The organism is Tenacibaculum sp. UWU-22, from assembly GCF_041021355.1.
In the GTDB taxonomy this organism is placed as follows: domain Bacteria; phylum Bacteroidota; class Bacteroidia; order Flavobacteriales; family Flavobacteriaceae; genus Polaribacter.
In genome coordinates, this window is the sequence record NZ_JBFNGP010000005.1 from 116,879 (window position 1) to 140,122 (window position 23,244).

16 protein-coding genes and 1 riboswitch are annotated in these 23,244 nt (G+C 30.4%); of the genes, 10 read left to right on the top strand and 6 right to left on the bottom strand.

Annotated elements, in window-relative coordinates; all coding sequences use genetic code 11:
- Positions 1-173 precede the first annotated feature (173 nt).
- Entirely contained in the window at positions 174-3,650 is a 3,477-nt protein-coding gene (locus AB2B44_RS09295) for a discoidin domain-containing protein (protein WP_369049298.1), read from the top strand.
- A 224-nt stretch (positions 3,651-3,874) separates the two neighbouring features.
- Here AB2B44_RS09295 and AB2B44_RS09300 read toward each other — a convergent pair whose 3' ends face one another.
- Positions 3,875-4,267, bottom strand: a complete 393-nt coding sequence (locus AB2B44_RS09300) for an acyl-CoA thioesterase (RefSeq protein WP_369049299.1) — start codon at positions 4,265-4,267, stop codon at positions 3,875-3,877.
- 173 nt (positions 4,268-4,440) lie between these two features.
- Between AB2B44_RS09300 and dnaA the strand changes: the two genes are divergently transcribed.
- The 5 genes from dnaA (at position 4,441) to AB2B44_RS09325 (ending at position 10,549) form a co-directional block, all read left to right on the top strand.
- On the top strand, positions 4,441-5,865 hold the full coding sequence (dnaA, locus tag AB2B44_RS09305; protein ID WP_369049300.1) for a chromosomal replication initiator protein DnaA: 1,425 nt from the start codon (positions 4,441-4,443) through the stop codon (positions 5,863-5,865).
- 117 nt (positions 5,866-5,982) lie between these two features.
- The gene (locus AB2B44_RS09310; protein ID WP_369049301.1) at positions 5,983-6,441 is read left to right on the top strand and encodes a low molecular weight protein-tyrosine-phosphatase; all 459 of its coding nucleotides are present in this window, start codon (positions 5,983-5,985) and stop codon (positions 6,439-6,441) included.
- Positions 6,431-7,141 (top strand): SAM-dependent methyltransferase, encoded by a 711-nt coding sequence (locus tag AB2B44_RS09315; protein ID WP_369049302.1) that lies wholly within the window; start codon positions 6,431-6,433, stop codon positions 7,139-7,141. Before AB2B44_RS09310 ends, AB2B44_RS09315 begins: the two co-directional genes overlap by 11 nt.
- A gap of 303 nt (positions 7,142-7,444) precedes the next feature.
- On the top strand, positions 7,445-9,265 hold the full coding sequence (locus AB2B44_RS09320) for a VWA domain-containing protein (protein ID WP_369049303.1): 1,821 nt from the start codon (positions 7,445-7,447) through the stop codon (positions 9,263-9,265).
- Between the two features lie 261 nt (positions 9,266-9,526).
- Positions 9,527-10,549 carry a metallophosphoesterase gene (locus AB2B44_RS09325; protein WP_369049304.1) on the top strand — a complete coding sequence of 341 codons (1,023 nt, stop codon included), beginning with the start codon at positions 9,527-9,529 and terminating at the stop codon, positions 10,547-10,549.
- A gap of 165 nt (positions 10,550-10,714) precedes the next feature.
- Here the strand turns inward: AB2B44_RS09325 and AB2B44_RS09330 are convergent, their stop codons facing one another.
- On the bottom strand, positions 10,715-11,716 hold the full coding sequence (locus AB2B44_RS09330) for a bestrophin family protein (protein ID WP_369049305.1): 1,002 nt from the start codon (positions 11,714-11,716) through the stop codon (positions 10,715-10,717).
- Positions 11,717-11,918: 202 nt separating this feature from the next.
- Positions 11,919-11,983: riboswitch (Fluoride riboswitch) on the top strand.
- A gap of 39 nt (positions 11,984-12,022) precedes the next feature.
- On the opposite strand from AB2B44_RS09330, the gene AB2B44_RS09335 reads away from it, so the two are divergent.
- Positions 12,023-13,327, top strand: a complete 1,305-nt coding sequence (locus tag AB2B44_RS09335; RefSeq protein ID WP_369049306.1) for a voltage-gated chloride channel family protein — start codon at positions 12,023-12,025, stop codon at positions 13,325-13,327.
- Entirely contained in the window at positions 13,324-13,665 is a 342-nt protein-coding gene (locus AB2B44_RS09340; protein WP_369049307.1) for a DUF190 domain-containing protein, read from the top strand. Before AB2B44_RS09335 ends, AB2B44_RS09340 begins: the two co-directional genes overlap by 4 nt.
- Before the next feature lie 34 nt (positions 13,666-13,699).
- On the opposite strand, the gene AB2B44_RS09345 is transcribed toward AB2B44_RS09340, so the two are convergent.
- The 4 genes from AB2B44_RS09345 to AB2B44_RS09360 form a co-directional block, all read right to left on the bottom strand.
- The gene (locus AB2B44_RS09345; RefSeq protein ID WP_369049308.1) at positions 13,700-14,836 is read right to left on the bottom strand and encodes a nitroreductase family protein; all 1,137 of its coding nucleotides are present in this window, start codon (positions 14,834-14,836) and stop codon (positions 13,700-13,702) included.
- Between the two features lie 69 nt (positions 14,837-14,905).
- A complete protein-coding gene (locus AB2B44_RS09350) occupies positions 14,906-15,436 on the bottom strand; it encodes a Crp/Fnr family transcriptional regulator (RefSeq protein ID WP_369049309.1) in 531 nt (176 codons plus the stop codon).
- A 193-nt stretch (positions 15,437-15,629) separates the two neighbouring features.
- Positions 15,630-16,193, bottom strand: coding sequence for a DUF4870 domain-containing protein (locus AB2B44_RS09355; RefSeq protein WP_369049310.1), 564 nt, complete (start codon positions 16,191-16,193; stop codon positions 15,630-15,632).
- A 185-nt stretch (positions 16,194-16,378) separates the two neighbouring features.
- On the bottom strand, positions 16,379-17,245 hold the full coding sequence (locus AB2B44_RS09360) for a lysostaphin resistance A-like protein (protein WP_369049311.1): 867 nt from the start codon (positions 17,243-17,245) through the stop codon (positions 16,379-16,381).
- Between the two features lie 757 nt (positions 17,246-18,002).
- Between AB2B44_RS09360 and AB2B44_RS09365 the strand changes: the two genes are divergently transcribed.
- Entirely contained in the window at positions 18,003-22,760 is a 4,758-nt protein-coding gene (locus AB2B44_RS09365) for a hypothetical protein (RefSeq protein ID WP_369049312.1), read from the top strand.
- A gap of 48 nt (positions 22,761-22,808) precedes the next feature.
- Entirely contained in the window at positions 22,809-23,234 is a 426-nt protein-coding gene (locus AB2B44_RS09370; RefSeq protein WP_369049313.1) for a lipocalin family protein, read from the top strand.
- Positions 23,235-23,244 lie beyond the last annotated feature (10 nt).

A 23,244-nucleotide genomic window follows, 5' to 3' on the forward strand; every position in this document is an offset into this window, starting at 1 on the left:
TGTGAAAGTATGGTTTTTAAACAAAAAAAACTACGAGTTTCCAATTATTTAACCATTAAACAATATAACCTGTAATAGCGTATGTGAGCTTATTACAGAACTTTGTTATCAAATTTTAACACAATTTCCCCCTAAATATTATACACAATAACTAATAAACAAAAAGCAAAAACATGAAAACAAAATTACTTAGAAGATGTGCCGTCGGACTCTTGGTTTTACAATCGTTTTTAGGTATGGCTCAAATGGCTTATACCCCGTACGATGACGCTCCAAATGTTCCTGCTCAAGATAAGCCTAGTTACGATGAGTCTTATCCTGAATGGGCAAAAATGTTATACGACTATCCAATTAATTTTAATACCATAACTAGTTTGTATGATAATTATATGAAAGGCAAAGATTCTGAGTCAGAAGGGGCTATTGTACGATATTTTATAAATTGGAGATCGGCTATAGCACCTTATGTTTTAGATGACGGAACTATTAAACTTCCAGACGCAGATGAATTAAAAGCAGCTAGCTCTCAAAGCACCCAAAGCACAGCTATGGCAAGATCGGGTGCAGTTGACCCCTCAAATTGGACTTTTTTAGGACCTAAACAAACGGTTATGAAAAATGGAGGAGTTGCACCTAACGGAGAACCATTTTATCCTTGGCAGGTAAATGTTGTTGCTTTTGACGCATCTCTTTCAGACCCTAATGTATTGTATGCGGGTTCTGATACGGGGTTTGTTAATAAATCAACAGATAAAGGTGAAACGTGGACCTTATGTGCGCCATCTTATCCTTTTCTAGGGGTAGCTTATATATCTATTGACCCAACAAATCCAGATATTGTATATGTTACAGGTAATAAAGTTCAAAAATCTATAGATGGTGGGCAAACATGGCAACAGTTAACGGTTCCTAAATTATCGAAAATACAAGTATCACCTACTAATCCAAATATTATAGCTGGGGTAAATACAACTAAAGCCAATAAAGGAATATATATAAGTAAAGATGCAGGTGCTACTTGGACTAAAACTTACACCGGATTTACTTGGGATATAGAGTTTAAGCCAGGAGCCAATAGTAATACGATATATGCTATATCAGCAACAAGTGATAATAAATTCCAAATACTAATTTCTACTGATGAAGGTGATACATTTACTCCAGACCCTAACTTTCCTTCAGATAAAGTACAAAAATCTGGGGGGCTGTTAGCTGTTACACCAGCTAACCCCAATGTGTTATATGCAAGTGTCTTATCATTAAATGCTGATGGAAATGGCGCTCCTTTTGTTTATAAAGGAACTAGTGATAAATCAGGTGCTTTTACATGGGTTTTAACAAAAGAAGGGCAACCAATAGCAGACGTAGGTTTAGGAGGGTTCTCTAACGGTCAAGGTTTTTACGATTTTGTATTAGAAGCATCTCCGTCTGATGAAAATCTTGTTTTTTGGGGTACTTGTTCTTTGTTTAAGTCTACAGATGGCGCAGAAAACTTTACTAAAATAGGTGGATATGGAGGTGCTTTTCCTATTCATCCTGATATGCAGAGTATGAAAGTAATGCCAAATGGCGACACTTGGGTGACTACTGATGGAGGAATCAATTTTTCAACAGATTATTTTACTGACGTAGCGAATTGGCATGTTAGAATTCAAAATTTAGTGGGTAGTAATCTGTGGGGATTTGATCAAAGCTGGAATGAAGACTTAATAGTAGGAGGGCGTTATCATAATGGAGATACCGCTTTATCAGATACTTTTGAAGAAAAGGCTATACGGCTAGGTGGAGCAGAATCACCAACAGGGTGGATTGTGCATGCAAAGCCTCGTCAAGCAGCTTTTAAAGATATTAATAAAAATAAAACCAAGCCTATTCAAGAAAACATACACGAAGAGGCAAAAGGCAAAGTATATCCTTTTACTAAGCTGCCTAATATGAAAGCGTATGGGCAAAGAAGAGGAAACCTATTAACCCATCCAAATTATAATGAAACATTATATGTAGGTGCAGGTACTACTTTTTGGAGAAGTACAGATATGGGAGCAACTTGGGATGCTTTACATGATTTTGGTAATGATGTTATGTTTATCGATATGAGTTATAAAAACCCAAACTTTATTTATGCTGATGTGGAAAGCTCTGGTTTGTGGAAGTCTGAAGACGGAGGACTTACTTGGGTAAATAAGTCGCTAGGTACAGTTGGTACAACTGCATGGAACGGACGTTTACATTTTGCCATTTCACCTTATGATGAAAATACAATTTATCTTTGTCCGCAAAAAGTAAAAGTAGGTTGGAAAGGTAAAATTTTAAAATCTACAGACGGTGGTGATACATGGGAGAATTGGACAAGTAATTTACCTGCATCACAATATACAAAAACGTTAGTTATACAACCAACTTCGTCAGGAGAAGATTTGGTGTATATTTTTACAATAGCATCTGGTGCAAAAAAATCTGAAGTGCATTATAGAAGAGCTTCGGATACAGATTGGAGTCCTTTTCAAAATAATTATATAGCTGGTGCTGATATAAAATATGCTCAAGCCTTTTTTAGAGACGGAAAAATTCGTAGTGCTGGTGGTATGGGAATTTACGAGTCGCCTTTAGCAGAACCAACTTTTAAACCCATACTAAATGCATGGGTGGGTAAAAAAGCTTATGAATGTGCTGCAGATACCATTGTGTTAACAGACCATTCTATGTTAAATCATGCTGGTGCGAGTTGGAAATGGACTATAACCCCCACGCCTCAATATGTTAGTTCAACAACAGAAAAAACAATTAAAATATTACCAGGTACAGCAGCAGATTATAGTGTAACTCAAGAAGTAACTCAAGATGGGGTTACCTATTCTAAATCATATCCAAACTTTTTTTCAGCGGGTTCAAACTGTCTGCCTACCTGTGATGCCCCGGGAGCATTAGATAATAATAAATGGAGTTTAGTATACGCAGATAGCTATGTAGACCCTAATGACCCTGATGCTATGGATGATCTTGGCGTTAGTTATGAGCCTGATAATGCATTTGATGGCGAAACAGAAACCTATTGGCAATCTAACTCAGAAGGTTTTCCTCATGAAATTCAAATGTATATAGGAGGGCGCTATAAAATTTCTAAGTTAATATTATCGAGCAATGAATTAGCGATGGGGCGTGTTAAAGATTGTGAAATATATATATCAGATGACACTTCTGATTGGGGAACCCCAATTTCTGCTACTTTTAAAGATCAAGAAATTCAAGATCCTTTAGTGTTTGATACCCCAATAACAGGAAAATATTTAAGAATAAAAGTGTTAAACACATTTGATGAAAGTCAACAATATGTTACCATTAATAATATAAGCTTAGTAGGCTGTTTTGATAGTCAAACCTTATCTGTTCCAAAAAATAAAATACTTAAGTTAGATGCGTATCCTATTCCAACTAAAGGTATTTTAAATATATCACTACCAGGTGATATAGAAAATCTATATTATGAAATATATTCAATGCAAGGGCAATTAGTAGATAAAGGTAATAGAAAAGGAGATTTAGATTCGCAATCTTTCGATTTAAGTAAATTAAGTTCAGGCGTATATATATTGAGAGTTAAAGATGCTGACTCAGGAGCAATTTATAGGGTAAAAGTTGTAAAAGAGTAAATTAATTTAAAAATAAATAATTAAAAAAGCTATCCTTATTTGGGTAGCTTTTTTTTTTGAAGTTAAGGCTGTATTAAGTATGCTTTTTAACCACCTAAAAAGTATCAAAATTTAGAAATGTTATTTAGTTTTTAAATGAATAGTTTTACACGATAAAAGAATAGACTTATCAACAAGCTTTTTTATAAAAAAGAGAACTAATTGTGTTAATAAAATAACCTTAGTTAAATGAGTTTTAAAATATGTTCAGGGCATCGAATAGGTTTTCTAGTTTTTAAATCTATAAAAGCTAAAACGGTATTACCAGTACATATTAACTCGTTTTTTTCGTTGGTAATTTCACAGTTAAATTCAATCTTTGCCGTGGGCATTTTTTTTAATGACGTTTTTATGGTAAGAACCTCATCGTAAAAAGCAGATTTTTTAAAGTTACAAGTTAACGAAACCACAGGAAGCATAACGCCTTGTTGTTCCATTTTTTTATAACTAATGCCTAATTCTCTAAGCCATTCGGTTCTTCCTAATTCAAAAAATTGTGCGTAATTTCCGTGATATACTACTCCCATTTGGTCGGTTTCGGAATATCGTATTCTAAAGGATAAAAAGTGAGGTTTCAAATACTATATTTTATCACGCTAGTTTACAAAAAAAAAAAATAATAATCAATAGCAAATTCATTTTTTTTTACTGAATTTTATTCACACTTTTGTGTCTCCAATTCGAACATAGATATTCATAGAATATCAATACACAAAAGTTTTAATTAATAAAAAATAGCGAGATTACAAGAATGGCTAAAACTGCTGATTTAGTTTGGAAAAACTGTCTTTATTTTATACAAGATAATATAAAACCACAAGCATATAAGACTTGGTTTGAACCAATTAAACCCATTAAGTTGGCAGGAGAAGCTTTAACCATACAAGTACCTAGTAAATTTTTTTACGAATGGTTAGAAGAGCATTATATAAAATTGTTGCGCGTTGCTTTAGTTAGAGAATTAGGTAATGACGCAAAGTTAATTTATGATGTTCGTATGGAAAATACGTATAGTAGTAATAACCCACAAACTGTAAAAATACCAAGTGCAAATCGTAACCCTCTAAAACCTCAAAAAGTAACTGTACCATTAGAGTCAAAACGAGAGTTAAAAAACCCGTTTATTATTCCAGGGTTACAAAAGGTAAAAATAGAATCGCAATTAAACCCTAATTACAATTTTAATAATTTTATTGAAGGAGATTCTAATCGATTAGCGCGTTCAGCAGGTATGGCAGTTGCAAATAAACCTGGGGGTACCTCGTTTAATCCTTTATTAATTTATGGTGGCGTTGGTTTAGGAAAAACACACTTAGCACATGCTATTGGAGTTGAAATAAAAGATAAATATTCTGATAAAACAGTTTTATATATTTCTTCAGAAAAATTTACACAGCAGTTTATCGATTCGGTAAAATCGAATACCCGTAACGACTTTATTCATTTTTATCAAATGATAGATGTGTTAATTATAGATGATGTTCAATTTTTATCGGGTAAAGCAGGCACACAAGATGTGTTTTTTCATATTTTTAACCACTTGCATCAAAATGGAAAACAAGTAATTTTAACCTCAGATAAAGCACCTGTAGACATGCAAGATATTGAGCAACGCCTACTATCACGTTTTAAGTGGGGGTTGTCGGCAGAATTACAAGCGCCAGATTATGAAACCCGAATTTCTATTCTTGAAAATAAACTTTTTAGAGATGGAGTAGAAATGCCTGAAGAAATTATCGAATATATTGCTAAAAATATAAAATCGAATGTACGCGAATTAGAAGGGGTAATTATTTCTATGATAGCACAAGCTTCTTTTAATCGTAAAGAATTTACCATTGAGTTAGCAAGACAAATTGTAGATAAATTTGTAAAAAATACCAAAAGAGAAGTCTCTATTGATTTTATTAAAAAAGAAGTCTCTAAATATTTTGATATGGATGTGGTTACGTTACAATCAAAAACGCGTAAACGCCACATAGTGCAAGCACGTCAATTAGCAATGTATTTTGCAAAACGCCTTACTAAAACTTCGTTAGCAAGTATAGGCAATCAAATAGGGCAACGTGATCATGCCACTGTTTTACATGCGTGTAAAACAGTAGATAATCTTACCGAAACAGACAAGCAATTTAGAAAATACGTAGAAGATTTAACTAAAAAATTAACGCTTTAAATAAAATATAAATAGCTTAAACTAGTTTAAGCTATTAGTTGTGATTAGTTAAATTGTAACTCAAAAAAAGCGTCTAAAATATTTAAATTTAGGTTTTTAGAGTAAACTAAATTTTATATGAAAAGAATTTTAATGGTATGTTTAGGAAATATCTGTCGATCACCATTGGCTGAAGGTATTTTAAAAGCAAAAGTATCATCTGAGGTTTTAGTAGATTCTGCCGGTACTGCGGGCTATCACCAAGGTGAGTTACCCGATAAAAGATCGATTGAAGTAGCTCGAAAAAATGGGATAGATATTACAAAACAGCGGTCTAGAAAATTCATAAAAGAAGATTTTAACAATTTTGATATTATTTATGCAATGGATAAAAGTAATTATCAAAATTTAATACACTTAGCCGATAATAAACAAGAAGCCGATAAAGTGAAATTAATTTTAAATGAATTATATCCGAACAAAAATTGTGATGTTCCTGATCCTTATTATGGCGGAAAAGACGGGTTTGAAAATGTATATACACTTTTATCAGAAGCTTGTGAAGTAATAGCTAATACTATTAATAATGAAAGGTAAACTCTATTTAATACCCACCACACTTGGTGAAGAAACCGAACCGCTTGAAGTAATGCCGATTTCGGTAAAAAAGGTGATTGAACATATTGATTTTTTTATAGTAGAAAATGAAAAATCGGCAAGGCGCTTTATAAAAAAAATAACCCCTAAAAAAAGTCAGCCATCATTAAATTTAATGGTATTAGATAAATATGCGAATGAGTTAGAAACACGTAGTTATTTAGATGTTTGTGAACAAGGCATTGACGTAGGTTTGTTATCTGAAGCGGGTGTGCCAGCAGTAGCAGACCCAGGGGCAAGCATAGTAAAAATGGCTCATGAAAAAGGTATTACTGTAGTTCCTTTAGTAGGTCCTTCATCCATTTTAATGGCAATGATGGCTTCGGGTATGAATGGGCAAAATTTTGCTTTTAACGGTTACCTTCCTATTGATAAATACGAAAGAAAAGACGCAATAAAAAAATTAGAGAAAATTTCAAAAGAAAAAAATCAATCGCAAATCTTTATTGAAACGCCGTATAGAAATGATAAAATGTTACAAGATTTAAAGGCAACATTATCTCCGGCAACTAATTTATGTATTGCCTGTGACATTACACTTTCTACCGAGTATATTAAAACACTTTCAATTAAAGATTGGAAATTAGAACAGCCTAATTTACATAAACGCCCAACGATATTTATTATTCATAAACAATAATATTTTATATGAGTGTAAAAAATAACGGTTCTTTACCATAGTTTTTTTACCTTTAAAAAGATATTAAGTACCTTCACCTTTTTAAGTTTAAAATTATTGCAAACGAGTACAATTTTATACCTTTTTTTAGCGCTTGTATTAAGTGTTTGTATTGCTTTTTTTCAATATTTCTATAAAAATAAAAGCTTTAGAAAAATTAATATATTATTGTTTTTTTTAAAAGCAAGTAGCCTTTTTATATTGTTTTTGTTAGTTGTTAACCCTAAAATAACGACTATAAAAAGGCAAAATATAAAACCTGTTTTGTCAGTATTAGTTGATAACTCACTATCAATACCTTATTTTAAACAAACAAAACCAGTAGTTCAGTGGGTGCAAAATTTGAAAGCTAATCAAGCCTTAAACGATAAATTCGATATACACTATTTTTCTTTCGGAAAAAATACTCAAGTATTAGATAGTTTGTTGTTTACTGATTCTCAAACCAATATTTCACAGGCATTACAATCGGTTAACAAATTGTATAAAAACAATTTAGGAGCAATATTATTGGTAAGCGATGGTAATCAAACGCTTGGAAATAATTATGAATTTGTAAAATCGAAACAACCTGTTTTCCCTATTGTTGTAGGAGATACTACAATGTATAGTGATGTGCAACTTTCGCAACTTAATGTAAATAAGTATAGTTACGTTAATAATAAATTTCCAGTAGAAGCCTTATTGTATTATGACGGAAAAAAGCCTGTAACCACACGATTTACTATTTATAAAAATGAAAAGCTAATTTATACACAAAAAGTTACTTTTTCAGCCAATAAGCATACACAAACTATTGTTGCAAACATAAAGGCTAATGAAAAGGGATTACAATATTATACGGCTTCTATAAAAAAAATAGAAAACGAAAAAAATATAAAAAACAATACTAAGAGTTTTTCTGTAGAGGTAATAGATCAACAGTCTAAAATACTATTATTAGCCTCGTTTTTACACCCCGATGTAGGAGCTTTAAAAAAGGCAATAGAGCAGAATAAACAACGTGTGGTTACACTTAAAATTAATGATTTTAAAAACATTAAACTTGATGATTATCAATTAATTATATTGTATCAGCCCACGAGTAATTTTGGTGCTATTTTTAATGAGTTAACCAAACAAAATAAAAATTATTTTGTTATTTCGGGAACAAAAACAGATTGGAATTTTTTAAATAAAATTCAAACGTATTTTACTAAAAAAGCGATTAATCAGTCTGAAAATTATAGTGCTTTATACAATGATAAATTTTTGCCTTTTTTTCAAAAAAATATTGGGTTTGAAAATTTTCCTCCTTTGAAAGATCGATTTGGAGCATTAACCTTAAAAACAAATAATCAACCATTACTATATCAAAAAATAGGAGGGATAAATTCAGATATACCCTTATTAGTTACTTTTGAAAATAATGACCAAAGGCTAGCCGCTTTATTTGGTGAAGGACTGTGGCAATGGCGTGCAGTAAGTTACAGAAACGAGCAGTTGTTTGGTAGTTTTGATGATTTTATAGGCAATTTGGTACAGTATTTAGTGTTAAATAAAAAACGAAGTAGGCTAGAGGTTTATGCCGAAAATTTATATCCCGTCAATGCTACAGTAAGTATTACAGCTTTTTATACAGATGAAAATTATCAATTCGATAATCGAGCTTCATTACTATTAACTTTAACTAACACAGCTACAAAAAAACAAAAAACAATTCCTTTTTCGTTATTAGGAAATAAATATCAAGTAGATTTAGAAAATTTGTTAGTAGGAAATTATACTTATAAAGTAACGGTTAATAATAAAAATATACATTATTCAGGACGCTTTAAAATTATTGATTATCCAATAGAAGAACAATTTACCAATGCCAATAAAAGAATGTTAAAAAAAATAGCGGATAAAACAGGAGGGAAGCTATTTTTTTTAGATCAAGAAAAAATATTAACAACAGATTTACATAACAATACTTCGTTTTATACCACTCAAAAATTAATTAAAAAAGAACAAAATTTAATTGATTGGAAATGGATTTTATTTTTAGCTGTTTTTTTATTGTCTCTTGAATGGTTTATCAGAAAATATTACGGTAAAATATAACAACTTTTTTTACTCTTTTTATTTATTTTTTTACACGTTTATTAAAAATAATAAAGTTGAAAATTTCATCTAAATTGTTTATTTAATTAAAATTATTTAAGGTAAATAGTGATTAAAAACACCTCATTCTTTCAGATTGTAAGAAAATTTTAACAAAACTTAGTGATAATTTTAATAAATTGCGCCCCCAAAACAATAATTTTATTTTAGTGATATGATACAAATATTATGTTGTTGATTATTGCTGTTAACTTAAAAAATATGATGAAAACTTACTTATACTCAATAATCTTTTTGATTTCTTGCACTTCTGTTTCTTGCCAAAAAACTAATAATTTGAATGACGGTCCTTATATTTTTATAGAAAATAATAAACTCGTAGAAAAAGATATAGTTAACGGAAAAGTTGTTACAAAAGACCTAAAACAAGATGCATACAAAACCTCATTTTCTCCAGACAAAGCAGAGTTTGAAGGTGTTGATAAAATTGCAGTGTTAAGTGATATTCATGGGCAATATAAATTAGCCGTTAAAATACTAAAGGCTAATAAAGTAATTGATAATAATTTAAATTGGAACTTTAAAAAAGGCCATTTGGTTATAGTTGGTGATATTTTTGATAGAGGAGATAAAGTAAATGAAATATTTCTTCTTGTTTATAAACTTGAACAACAGGCTAAAAAAGAAGGTGGGGCAGTACATTTTGTATTAGGTAATCATGAGTATATGGTTTTTCATAAAAACTATAAATATACTAACCAAAAATATAAACAAGTTAGTAAACTGTTAGGTTTAGGTTATAACCAATTATATGGAAATAATACAGTTATGGGTAGATGGTTACGTTCAAAGCCTACGATACTTAAAATAAACAACCTTATATTTGTTCACGGAGGCATTTCAGAAGATTTTGTGTCGAATAACAAATTTGATATAGATGCGATAAATGATGCGATGCGAAAGTCAATAGACATGGATGAATCAAAAATGAAATCTTCTTTTTACGATGCGTATTATGGAACAAAGGGGCCAATATGGTACCGAGGCTATTTTAGAGATAACCTAAAAGAAGAACAAGTTTCAGACATATTAAAAGCAACAGATTGCGAGCATATAATTGTTGGTCATACTTCTAATACCAAAATAGTTAGCTTGTATAACAATAAAATATTTGGTGTAGACTCAAGTATTAAAAATGGTAAATATGGTGAAGTACTGCTTATAGAAAAAAACGATTTTTATAGAGGTACTTTAGATGGAAAAAAAATACCATTTAAAAAGTAAGATTACTTTATAAGTAGTAACTAATAAATAAAAGAGCTATTGCAATAATTTGATTTATATATTTTTTATTGCGATACCTAACAATATTAACCATTATAAATAATGATAAATTATTTATAATGGTTTTATTTTTAAGGCAATTTTTATGTTTTATCAGTAGTAAGATTACATTAAAATTCCATTTTTAGACTTAATGCTTGGAGGTAAATCTTCTTCATTTAACATTTGTCTTAAATCAATTTCTATTACTCTGCATAATGAAAGCATTGGTATGTCATTTGCCATACCTGAAAATGGGTTTTCAGAATAATCGCCCACAAGATCCATTGCTACATAAACCCATCCAATAAGAGATACGATAGGAATAGTTAACCAAATACCTATTTCTTCTAATCCCATCATTTCAGGAATCATACTAAAGGGTAGTAGTGCTATAAAAATGCCTATAAAATAACGGCTCATATTAGCATATTGTCTTGGTAAAGGAAACTTTTTAATGCGTTCGTTTTTACCTTGCAGTTCGTAAAAAGTACGTAATACGTTTTTCATTTCCATATGGCGAAAATCATCGATTAAATTTTGCTCTCTTAATTTTTTTAAGTCTCGTGATTGTTCATTAATAATTTGAGTGGCGGTATTTACAGCGTTTGTTAAACGTTCGTATTCGTTTGGTTGTAAAAATTTATCAAGCCCCCTACGAGTTTCTTCATCATCAATCAAACCAATTCCAAATTTTTTTTGATACTGTTCAGCAACTCTTTTGTAGTGATTTGATTGGTTAATATGTTCCCAAGGAGTAGAAACTAATAATTGACTTCGATGAGCATATAGCCAAGCAATATGGCGGTAAATTAATCGTTTTTTAATAGCGTAAATTTCTTCTTCAGACTTTTTGTTATCGGTAAACAAATTACTCACAAAGTTGTCGACCATCATGCCCCAAGTACGACTGTCGTTTACAATTCCGCCCCAAATTTTTCGAGCTTCCCAAAGACGGTCATACGATTGGGTGTTTTTAAAACCAACATAAAAAGCTACTGCTGTACCAATTACCGAAACAGGAATCCAAGGTATTTTAAAACTTAAAATGTTAAAGTAATATAATATGGCTATACTGGTCATTAATGGAACAAGCCAAAGAAAATGGTGCCCTGAAAAGGTAATCATTTTTTTAAAACTTATATTTTTGGTTTCTATCATTAGTGAATTACTTAATGTTTGTATAAATATCTTTTTAAAAGTAAAATAAAGATTTCTTTTAAAAATACTTAATTTATTTTAGATATACTGTTTTTTTTTAGATTAGAACTAAGCTTTACTATTTATAATTGGCTATTGCAAAATATATTTTTTAGTTTATATTTGTACTTCAAAATTTGGCAATGAGGTCTGCCTTAAACCGTTCCGCTTGGATCTGATGGCTTCTATTTTAATGGCTTATGCCACTATAGCATTATTTTATTTAAGGCAATTATGAATACAACTAAAATTAAAAAGTTTTTATCTTCATTCGAACAAATTCCGTCTTTAATTTATCTTTTTAAATGGATTTTTATCTGCTTCGTATTAGGTGTTGTTGCAGGAAGTATTTCTGCTTTTTTTCTAAAAAGTTTAGAATGGGCAACAAATTGGCGAGAATCGCATTTATGGATTATAGCATTATTACCCGTTGGGGGTTTCATTATTGGGTTATCGTATCATTTATACGGAAATAGTGTTGTAAAAGGCAATAATTTGTTACTTGAAGAATTTCATTCACCTAAAAAAATAATTCCTTTTCGAATGGCTCCGCTGGTTTTATTCGGAACCGTTTTAACCCATTTTTTCGGGGGGTCTGCTGGGCGTGAAGGAACTGCAGTTCAAATTGGAGGAGCAGTTGCTGATCGGTTTACAAAAATTCTTAAATTATCAAAACGAGATAGAAAAATAGTTTTAATTGCTGGTATAAGTGCAGGTTTTGCCTCTGTTTTTGGAACGCCACTTGCTGGTGGAATTTTTGCGTTAGAAGTTCTCGTATTAGGTAGAATACGATTAGATGCAATTATTCCGAGTTTTATGGCGGCAGTTTTTGCAGATTATTTTTGTAGGTTTTGGAATATTTCTCACACACAATACCATATTGATTCGGTTGCAAAAATGACCCCCATAAATCTATTATGGTCTTTATTAGCCGGTATTATTTTTGGTTTGGTAGCCATGCTTTTTTCTAAATCAACTCATTTTTGGAGTCATCTGTTTAAGAAAAATATTAAATATCCTCCGTTACGTCCTGTAATTGGCGGGGTAGTTTTGGCAATTGCTATTTACCTTATGGGCACTACAAAATATATTGGACTTGGCATACCCACCATTGTTGATGCTTTTAATGTAAATCTTAATTCTTACGATTTTTTACTGAAAGTTTTATTTACATCGTTTACCCTTGGAGCAGGTTTTAAAGGGGGAGAGGTAACCCCTTTGTTTTATATTGGAGCGACTTTAGGAAATGTGCTAATTTGGTTTATTCCATTACCTATGGGTTTACTTGCCGGCATGGGGTTTGTGGCTGTTTTTGCAGGAGCAACAAATACTCCAATTGCTTGTACAATTATGGGGATAGAGCTTTTTGGTATAGAATCAGGTGTTTTTATTGCATTGGCTTGTTCTACAGCTTATTTGTTTTCTGGACATTCTGGAGTTTATTCGTCTCAAATTATTGGTAGCCCAAAGCATAAACGATTTATACGTGAAAAAGGATTGCATTTATCTGAAATTAAAAAGAAAAGAAGCCGAAAATGAAAGATTTTATAACCATACGAATTTATTTTGAATACGGGCAAAAAATAAAAACCCATTCATTTTGGAAAAAATTATATGCTTCTGATTTTTCAACAGAATTAATGAAGAGGGCAAAAGCATTTGGGCTACATCAAGTTTTACACTTGAATGTAAACAAGGGGTATTTAGATAATCAAAAAATTAATTGGGGAGTAAATGAAATTCGTCATTTTAAACACCCACATCTTATAGAAATTATAGATACTGAATTAAAAATAAATCAATTTCTTCAACAAGAACAAAGTATTTTAGCCGAAACCAATGTTATACTGGTTAAAAATGAAGTTTTGATTAAATAATTTTGTTTCGTAAACTTAGTTATTTACAAAGGGTTTAATTCACAATAATATGTTTAATATCCAGTCTTCTTTTTTTAGTTTCTACAGGATATTTTTTTACTTTTCCTACTCGTAAAAGCATTTGAATTTCTTCGGTAATACCTAAAGAAGATTTTAGCAAATCATAGTATTTTTGTTCTTCTAATACTTGGCTCATAGGCTGCACAGCAATTTTATTATGTATACATGCTAGCCAAACCTCTTCGAGATTCATTCCTGTTTTTACTAAGTCGATGTTCGATGACGATTTTGAGGTGATTAATATATACCCTGCACAAGAATTTAGTTGTTTTTTAGCTCCTTTAACAGAGCCTTTTATAAATACTTTTTTTGTAACCGATTTTTTATTCATAAATAAATTGAAAAAAAAGTGTTTTACTCCGGTTACTCCTAATGCTTTAGGAGTCATTCCGTCTTTTCTTTGTTTTTCTTCTTTATAAGAAAATGTCATCCAATTTGCTAATTCTTTTAGTTTAGCGGTGTCTTGCATTTGTAACTGATATGCTTTTAAAGAATAGTCAATTATTTTAGTACCATCACTTGAGTTTCTTTTAAAATACAAAATGTTATCAGATGTGTTGGTTAAATGAGATACTACGGTATCATTAATAGCTTTTTTTAAGAAAGGTGTTCTTATGGTTAACCTTTTTTTAATTAATTCAATATTGTTATTTGATTTAACAATGTTGGGGGCTTTTTCAAAACCTATTATAACCGATTTTTCGTTGATTTTGATTTCTGATTTATAACCTAAGTCTGTTGCTGCAATTTCACAATTTTTAACAAAAGCCCCAATTGAAATCCATGTTTCCCGATTTTTAGGATCGACAGATGATAAAGTTCTTTCAGAATTAGGAAAAACCTCAATTTTATTTTCGCCTAATAAACGGATATTCCACATTTGAGCATTATGACTACTTGGTGCATACGAACCATACTCTATAATTTTATATAAGTCGTTAGTGTTTTGTTGTGAAAAAGAGCTTATGCATTGAAATAATATCATTGTAAATAAAGTGTATTTTAATTGAATACTATTTGTAGTATAAGGGGTAGTGTTTTGCTTGCTTAAAGAATCGGTAAATTTATTTTTAAAGCTGTTTAAACTTTTTGTTTGTACTTTTTTTTGCATTTGTTGTATAATTTCGATAAATAAAATGCAAAATTACAAGAGAAAGTACTTTTAGTAACTGAACTAATGTTAATAAATTTGCCGCCTTATTCTACTTAAAGCTTGCGGTGTAACGCCAATGTATGAAGCCAAATATTTTAGTGGTATGTTTTTAATAAGATAAGGGTCTTGGTTTATTAATTGTTGGTATATTTCTTGTGCCGAATATTTTATAAGAGCCAATTCGCGTTTGCTTTTTTTGATTAACAGTTCTTCTAAAACCTCAATCATTAAAAAAGAAAAATCAGGGGTTTGTTTTAAAATGTCTTCAACGTTTTTTTTGTCGATATAAAAAACCTGTACTTTAGAAATAGCTTGAATGCTAAATTCTGATTTACAATTGTTTTTATATGAATTGTATGAATTAACAAAATCGCCTGAAATTCCAAAGTCAAATGTGTATTCTTTTTCATCAAAGGTATTTGAAACAAATCTTACAATGCCACTGCTGATATAATAGATATATTTCTCTATTTCACCTTCTTTTGTAAGAAATTCATTTTTTTTAAATGAGGTTTCTTCAAAATAGGTTTTTAATAGATTTTCAGATACTTGAATCATTTTACTTATCTATAAATATTGAATTTTTTGCCATTTCGTTGTTTTGTGAATTGAAATCTACTCTACCGAACTATTGAAAAGTAAAGATAATAAATTTGAATAATCAATACTTGTAATCGATTACGGATAGTTTTATGGGTAAAAAGTAGAACAATAGTGAAGTAGTTAGTAAGTAATATAGTGTTGACACGAGTTATTTTATCAATTTTATAAAATTTGGGTATAGGTTTCTGGTTTTTCCTTTGTTTGTTTTAATTGCAAAAATTATGGGTAAAATAATATTTATGATGTAAAGTCCTATCCATAAATAGAATAAAATTAAAGAGTATCTGTAATGCATAATTTTAAATAAAACAAATGTAGTTATAGAGATATAAGCCAAAATAGACCAAACTATTTGAAAGTTTAATAAATTGGTTCCAGTTTTTTTTAGTCCTATAATTTTATCTTTTTTGTTCATCCACATTATTAGAGGAATAATTATATTACCAATAGGAATTGCCAAAAAGGTTAGCACAGTTAGATGAAAAATTATCAGATAATTTTTATCATTTTGTTTTCCATAATTTAATATTTCTTCTGTATTTATGTGAAGAGCTTCACAAATCAAACTCATAGTTTTTCCGCGAGGTTCACTTTCGTTATTTTCGATTCGTTGAATTGTTCTTAAATTCACTTTTGCTAATTCGGCTAATTCTTCTTGAGATAGTCCTTTTTTCTTTCTAATTGCTCTAATTTTTTTTCCGATATCGTTCATAGTTGATTTGATTTTCCGTTTTTACAAAACTACTTTTGAAATCGTCTTTTTGATAACGGTTTCTTTACGACATTTTTACGACATTCTTGTCAATCTATTACAGCTGTTGAATTTTTAATTGTTATAATAATTTTGTGTTAAGTATGAAATTGTAATAAGTTTAAAGCTTTTGTTTCACTAGTGAATTACTTGTTTTTCCAGTATGGCTTTATAATTTTTCCTTCTTTATAGCTTAATGTTAAAAGAATAATGGCTGCAATAAGACAAAATATAGTTGCTTGTATTGAACCCTCTGGTCCAAATTGCCCACCTGTAAACCATTTAGCGCCTTCTATTTTAGAGGTTATCAATGTTTTTGAAATTGCATTTCCTGATACGCTTGCTCCAAAAATTGCAGATTGTGTAAAATTCCAAGCAAAGTGGATGGCAATTGGAAACCATAAATTTCTTGAATATATATAAGCTGCTCCCAGTAATAACCCTGCTTGAATTGCAAGACCAATACCCGTAATTAATGAACTATTTGGATTGGCAAGATGTAACATTCCAAAAATAAGAGATGAAATTATTAAAGCGATATAACTTCCTAATTTTTCTTCTAAAATTCTAAATATTATGCCTCTGAATAAAGTTTCTTCAAAAATTGCAGAGGTAAATGCCATTGATAAAGGAGGGATGATAAATAAAATAGGATTTATAGTTACGACAGAGTATCCGCCTTTTAGATATATTACCAAAATTGTTAATGATTGTAAAACTACTCCTAAACCAATTCCGATAGTTAAGTTTTTGGTGATACCTTTTTTTGAAAATTCTGTAATTTTTCTTTTCTCGTAAAATTTATAGAGATAAGAGTAAGAAACTATAGTAAGTACAGCAACAAATAACCCTTCAATTAGATTTTTAAAATCTTTATTAATACTTGTTGCGTTTAGTATTTGTTGAATTAAAGTTTGCCCAACTCCAACAATTCCTCCGCAAACAATAAGTCCAATTATTATTTTTGTAGAAGAATGATTAAGAATTTTTTGTCCAATGGTTTTTTTGTTCATTTTTTCAATTTTATTAATATGCTTTTACTAATTGTTAATTAAAGAGCTAAACTTCTTTTTTGATTTGTAAATATATTGGGTAAGTTATCATTATTTATTCAAATTTTTAAAATTTGAATATTAAAATAAAACAATGTTTACTTCAATACTTAATTAGTATTGAATAATACCAAGTGTTAGTTACAAACTAAGCCATTAAAATAGCTATTATCTTAAGATGCTTGTAACTAATTCAGAGCATTTTTTTGAGACAAATATTGTCTGTTATTTTTTACCTATGCTACAAATTTAATTTATGACTTATTTTTTTAAGTGGGTTAAACCACCTTTTTACCATAAGGAAAAACACCCTTTTAAAATCAAAAACGCATGATTTTATTGTGGTTAATAGCTTAAAAGTTATGCTTAATAAGGTTAATTTACAAATAAAGAGTAATTTAAAAATTTACTAGAATTTTCAGAAGCGAGCTAGAACAAATCGTTGGTAAATTTGTCTTGGTGTGTTAAAAATAGTTTTTTTTAATAAAAAAGCATATTTTTAAATTTTCACCCCTATTAATGATAATTTTTTTTATCTTTTATGGCAATATTGAAAGTGTAGTAGTGAATTGTCTGAATAAAGGTTAAAAAGTTAACATAAAATTAAGGTTAAATGATTTGCTAGAAATAAAAATGTTAAATTTGCGGTATACTGTAAAAAAAAATAAGTAGCTAAAACTTTTAGCCCTTTTGTTTTTGTATAGAGTAAAAAAAAGCTATGAAAAGAAAGTTTCCTTTTTTCTTTACTTTAATTATATTGTTTATTTGCCAATCTATTTTAGCTTTAGTTAAAGAAGTTTCTATAGAAAAAGCAACTAAATCTATTGTTGATAAAGTTTCAATTAGCGCGTCTTCTGAAATTTCTTGGGAGACCATAAAGTTTCAGTACCCTACATCTTCAAGTATTTTAGAAGATCGAGATAAAGCACTAGCTTGTTTTGAGAAAATTGAAAAACAAGAATCTTGGGTAGATAATTTTTCTAATGAAGATATTAAAGAGTTACCTGTAGGTGTAAAACATACTCGTGAAAATATACAGTATGCTATTGGTGTTACACAAGCAACTTTTTATAAAGATTATACTGAACTTACTGTTTTTGCTAGAGTTCGCTTGCCTCAAACAAATGAAAATGGATATCCTGTAGAGCTTTTTTTTGGAGCAAATAATGTAAAATTGTCTTATCAAGGAGGTATTATAGGAGATGCTAACCTAGTGTTATTAGGCGATATGCACATTCCTTTCAATGCAGGTAAATGGATGTTAACTCTAAAAGGAGGTTTTGATTATAGAACAGGAGTTGCCCAAAACAAAACCTATGTAACAATTAATTGTAGTGGAGTAAAAGAATTGAGTATAGAAGGCGAAGTTGAGTTTTCGAGAGAGTTAATAGTACCACTAGAGTCTAATGGAGAAGTAAATGAAACAAAATTACAAGTTCCATATAAGGTACAAACAGAAAATGGTATACAAACCATTCAAGTACCCTATCGAGTAAAAGGAGCTTTTAAAGCAATTGCTTCTGATTGGAATGATCTTTTGGTAGAAATTAGTTTGCAACCCTTTGTGTTAGCAAAAAAAAGAAATCAAAAAAATTATGATGGAAATTTTCAATTTTATTTAAACGAAGCAGTATTAGATTTTAGTGATTTAAGAAACTCTCCAAATGTTGTATTTCCTGAATATTATCATAAAAATGGGCTGCTAATACCCACGGAAAATACATGGCGAGGTGTGTATGTAAATACGTTAGATGTAAAACTACCCAAAGAATTTAAAACTTCAAAAACAATTTCAGAAGGAAATAAAAGAGTTGCTTTTGGCGCACATCACTTATTAATAGATGGGCATGGAGTTTCAGGCTCTTTTTATGCAGAAAATATTTTTGCCTTAGATGAAGGTAGAACCAATAAAGAAAAGGCATGGGCTTATTCTTTAGATAAAATAGAAGTTTCATTCGCAGCTAATAAGTTAATCGGAGCATCTTTTGATGGACGTATTCAATTACCTGTATCAAAATCAGAAGAAAAAGACAAAATGCTGGGATTAAAATATACGGGCATTATTTCAGAAGAAGAGTATTTGTTAAATGTTAAGAACGACTCGATTGTTAATTTTGATTTATGGAAAGCAAAAGGAGAATTATCACCTAATAGTGCTATTGAATTAAAAGTAAAACAAGGAGAATTTAGACCCAAAGCAATATTACATGGGCGATTAGCTATTCGTACCAATCAAGTAAAAAGTATGGAAAAAGAGGGGGAGGTTTTAGTAGACAGCTTAGGTAATGAAAAATTAATTGAGTTTAAAGGAATTGTTTTTCAGAATTTAGTATTGCAAACCGAAACACCCGTATTTTCTGTCGATTATATGGGGTATCAAGATAAGGTAGCTTTAGCAGGTTTTCCTGCCTCGATAGAAAACATAGGTGTTACAGCCAATAAAACGAATGCCAATTTATATTTCGATTTAGGAATAAACCTAATGGGAGAAAGTAATGGTTTTGCGGCCAAAACAAATTTAGCCATTATAGGAGCCTTTAAAGAAGAAAACTACAAACAAAAGTGGGCGTTTCAACAAGTTAATCTTGATGCGATTACTTTAAATGCAGATATGGGTGGTTTTACTATGAAAGGAAACTTAAACTTAATGAACAATAATCCTGAGTATGGTAATGGTTTTGTAGCTAATTTAGAAGCTGAATTTAAATCAGGAAAAGGAATTAAGGTAGGCGCAAAAGGAATTTTTGGCAGAACTACTTTTCGATATTGGCAGTTTGAAGCAATGGTTGACAATTTACCACCAGGTCTAGGTACTGGAACTTTAAATTTAGAAGGGTTTGCTGGTGGGGCTTCTTATCGAATGAAACGAACTGATTTTACATCTTCTTTCTCTCCTTCGGGTATAGGATATGTACCAGATAAAAAAGTAGGTTTAGGGGTAAAAGCCATGGTAATGTTCAATGCTGTCAAAAAAGAAGTTATAAAAGGTGGGGCTGGTTTTGAGATTATTTTTAATAGCAATGGAGGAGTTGACTTTTTAGGTTTTTATGGACAAGCAACATTAATGGGGGTTACGATACCTGGAATGGAAAAAGTAAGTGAACTTATGACTAAGCTTAAAGAGAATACTGTGGCACGAAAAAAATTTTTAGGAGTTACCGAAGAAAATATAGATAATTCTTGGGTGGGGAGAAATCTGTTAAATAAAGCCTCTAAAGATTTTCCTCAAACTCCTGCCGAAGAAATGGCTATCAGTAGTAGAGTAGCCATTACTTACGATTTTCAAAACGATGTTCTTCATGGTGAATTAGACACTTTTGTAAATGTTGTTGGTGGTGTTGTTAAAGGAAGAGGAGCCCAAGGTAGAGCAGGTTGGGCGGTATTACATTTTTCACCTAATCAATGGTATATATATGTAGGCACACCTCAAGATCGCTTAGGTTTACGTATAGGGGTAGGGTCTATTAGTGTAAAATCTGGAGGATATTTTATGACGGGTTCTCAATTACCAAGTTCGCCACCACCACCACCTATTGTTGCTGAAATTTTAGGGGTAGATGCCAATAAATTAAATTATATGCGCAATGAAAATGCTTTGAGTAATGGGGGTGGGTTTGCTTTTGGATCAGACATGTCAATAGATACAGGAGATTTACGCTTTTTAATTTTCTATGCCCGTTTTCAAGCAGGGGCAGGGTTTGATATTATGCTTAAAAATTATGGTAAAGCCCAATGTTCAAACACAGGAGATAAAGTAGGAATTAATGGGTGGTATGCTAACGGACAAGGCTATGTATACTTACAAGGAGAGTTAGGTATCCATGTAAAACTGTTTTTTGTCAATAAAAAAATCCCGATTATAAAAGCAGGAACCGCAGTTTTATTACAAATAAAAGCACCAAATCCAGTGTGGATGAGAGGCTATGTAGGCGGTCATTTTAGTGTGTTAGGAGGGTTGGTAAAAGGAAAATTTAGATTTAAATTAACTATAGGAAAAGAATGTGTTTTTGAAGACGCATCACCATTAGGGGGGCTAAAAATTATTACAGATTTAACACCTGATGATGGAGGAAAAGATACAGACGTTTTTACCATACCCCAAGCAACCTTTAGTATGAAAGTAGGAGAGCCTATTGTAATACCTGAAGACAGTGGAGATAAAACATATAAAATAATTCTTGAAAAATTTAAAATTTTACATAAAGGTAAAGAGATACCAGGCGTAATAGAATGGTCTAATTATAAAGACAGAGCAAATTTTGTTTCAACCGATATTTTACCTCCTAATGAAGAAGTAACAGTTGAGCTAGAAGTAAGTTTTAAAGAAAAAGTAAATGGTGTTTTTAAAACCATTATTATTGATGGTGTAAAGGCAATAGAAAAAGAAAAAAGAACTTTTACAACAGGTGGAGCTCCTACCGTAATTCCCTTACATAATATAACTTATGCTTATCCAGTATTAAATCAAAAATACTTTTTAGAAAAAGAATATAATAAAGGTTATATTCAATTAAAAAGAGGACAAGATTATTTATTTGATAACACGCAGTGGAAAAGTTATTTAACCTATTCACAAGAAGGAAAACCGTCGTCAAAACATAGTTTTAGTTATAATACGGCAAAAAATACACTTATTTACGATTTGCCAGATATAGCGCAATCATCTAAATATCATATAAGTATTGTTAGTGAACCTAGAAAATCGAGTAATACCTCTAATTATTCAGAAGGTAATTATCAAAATGTAGACTTAAAAAATAATGATAAAAATAATAGTGTAGAAATTAGAGAAAACAAAGCAGAAAACCTGTCAAAAGAAGAGGTAATTGAACGTTTGGCTTATGAGTTTAGTACCTCTAAGTATAAAACATTTAAACAAAAAATTAGTTCAATTAATACGACTGATTATAACTGGGGAAAAATTTATTCAGATGTTATTTATTTGAGCGCTAGAATAGCCAATCATGAACCTTTTGATGTTGTTGAATTAATAGGTAATCAGTATACTCATAATCAATCATTAGTAACCGCCGAAGCCTCTTTAGAAGACGATTATTTTACCAAGGATATAAACCCACCGCTATATGCTAAATACCCGTTAGGAGGTTATCACATAAAAAATCGTGATGAAAATGTGTTAGGCATCCCGCCTAAATATGCTATTCCGTTATTAAATACTTATGTAACCAATGCTGAATATGGAGTAAATGAAACCATGTTACAAACCACTTTTCCATATCGATATAATTTAGGGTATGTATATAAATTTGATTGGATAGATATACAATCGCAAATTGTAAATGATTATGCTAATCGAGTTATTTCAAATAATAACCCTGTGTTGGCATTTTTAGATAAAAATTATCTATTTATGAGGTATGGGTATTACAAAACAACACTATTTTACACTTTGCCTGGAAACATAAAAAAAAGTAGTGTACAATATAAATTTAAAAACCCTAATAAATTTAGGTAGTAATAAATAAGTTAATTTATAAACTAAATATTTTTTTAAACTAAAACAATGAAAACAATGAAAACAATGAAAACAACTATTATTTTATTTTTAGCGGTATGTATTAACGTATCTTTTTTATCATGTACTAGTAATAGTAGTGATGATGAAACTTTAGAAAATCCTTTAATTGGCAAATGGCAGATTTATAAGTACTCAGAAGGAGAAGAACCAGTAACAAATGAATGTGAAATGAAATCAGTAATAGAATTTACAAGTGATAATATTTTTAAAAATGATAATTATGTGCATGTAAGTGACGACTGTATCTTATCAAAAAAACAAGGTACTTGGGTAGATAAAGGAAATAATGTATTAGAAATTGTAATTGAAGGAAAAGCAAGAGAAGGTAAGTATTATTTCGAAAATGGAAATCTAAAAATGGGTTCTTCTAGCCAAGAAGTTGAAATGTATACTATTTATAAAAGACTATAATTAAAAATTA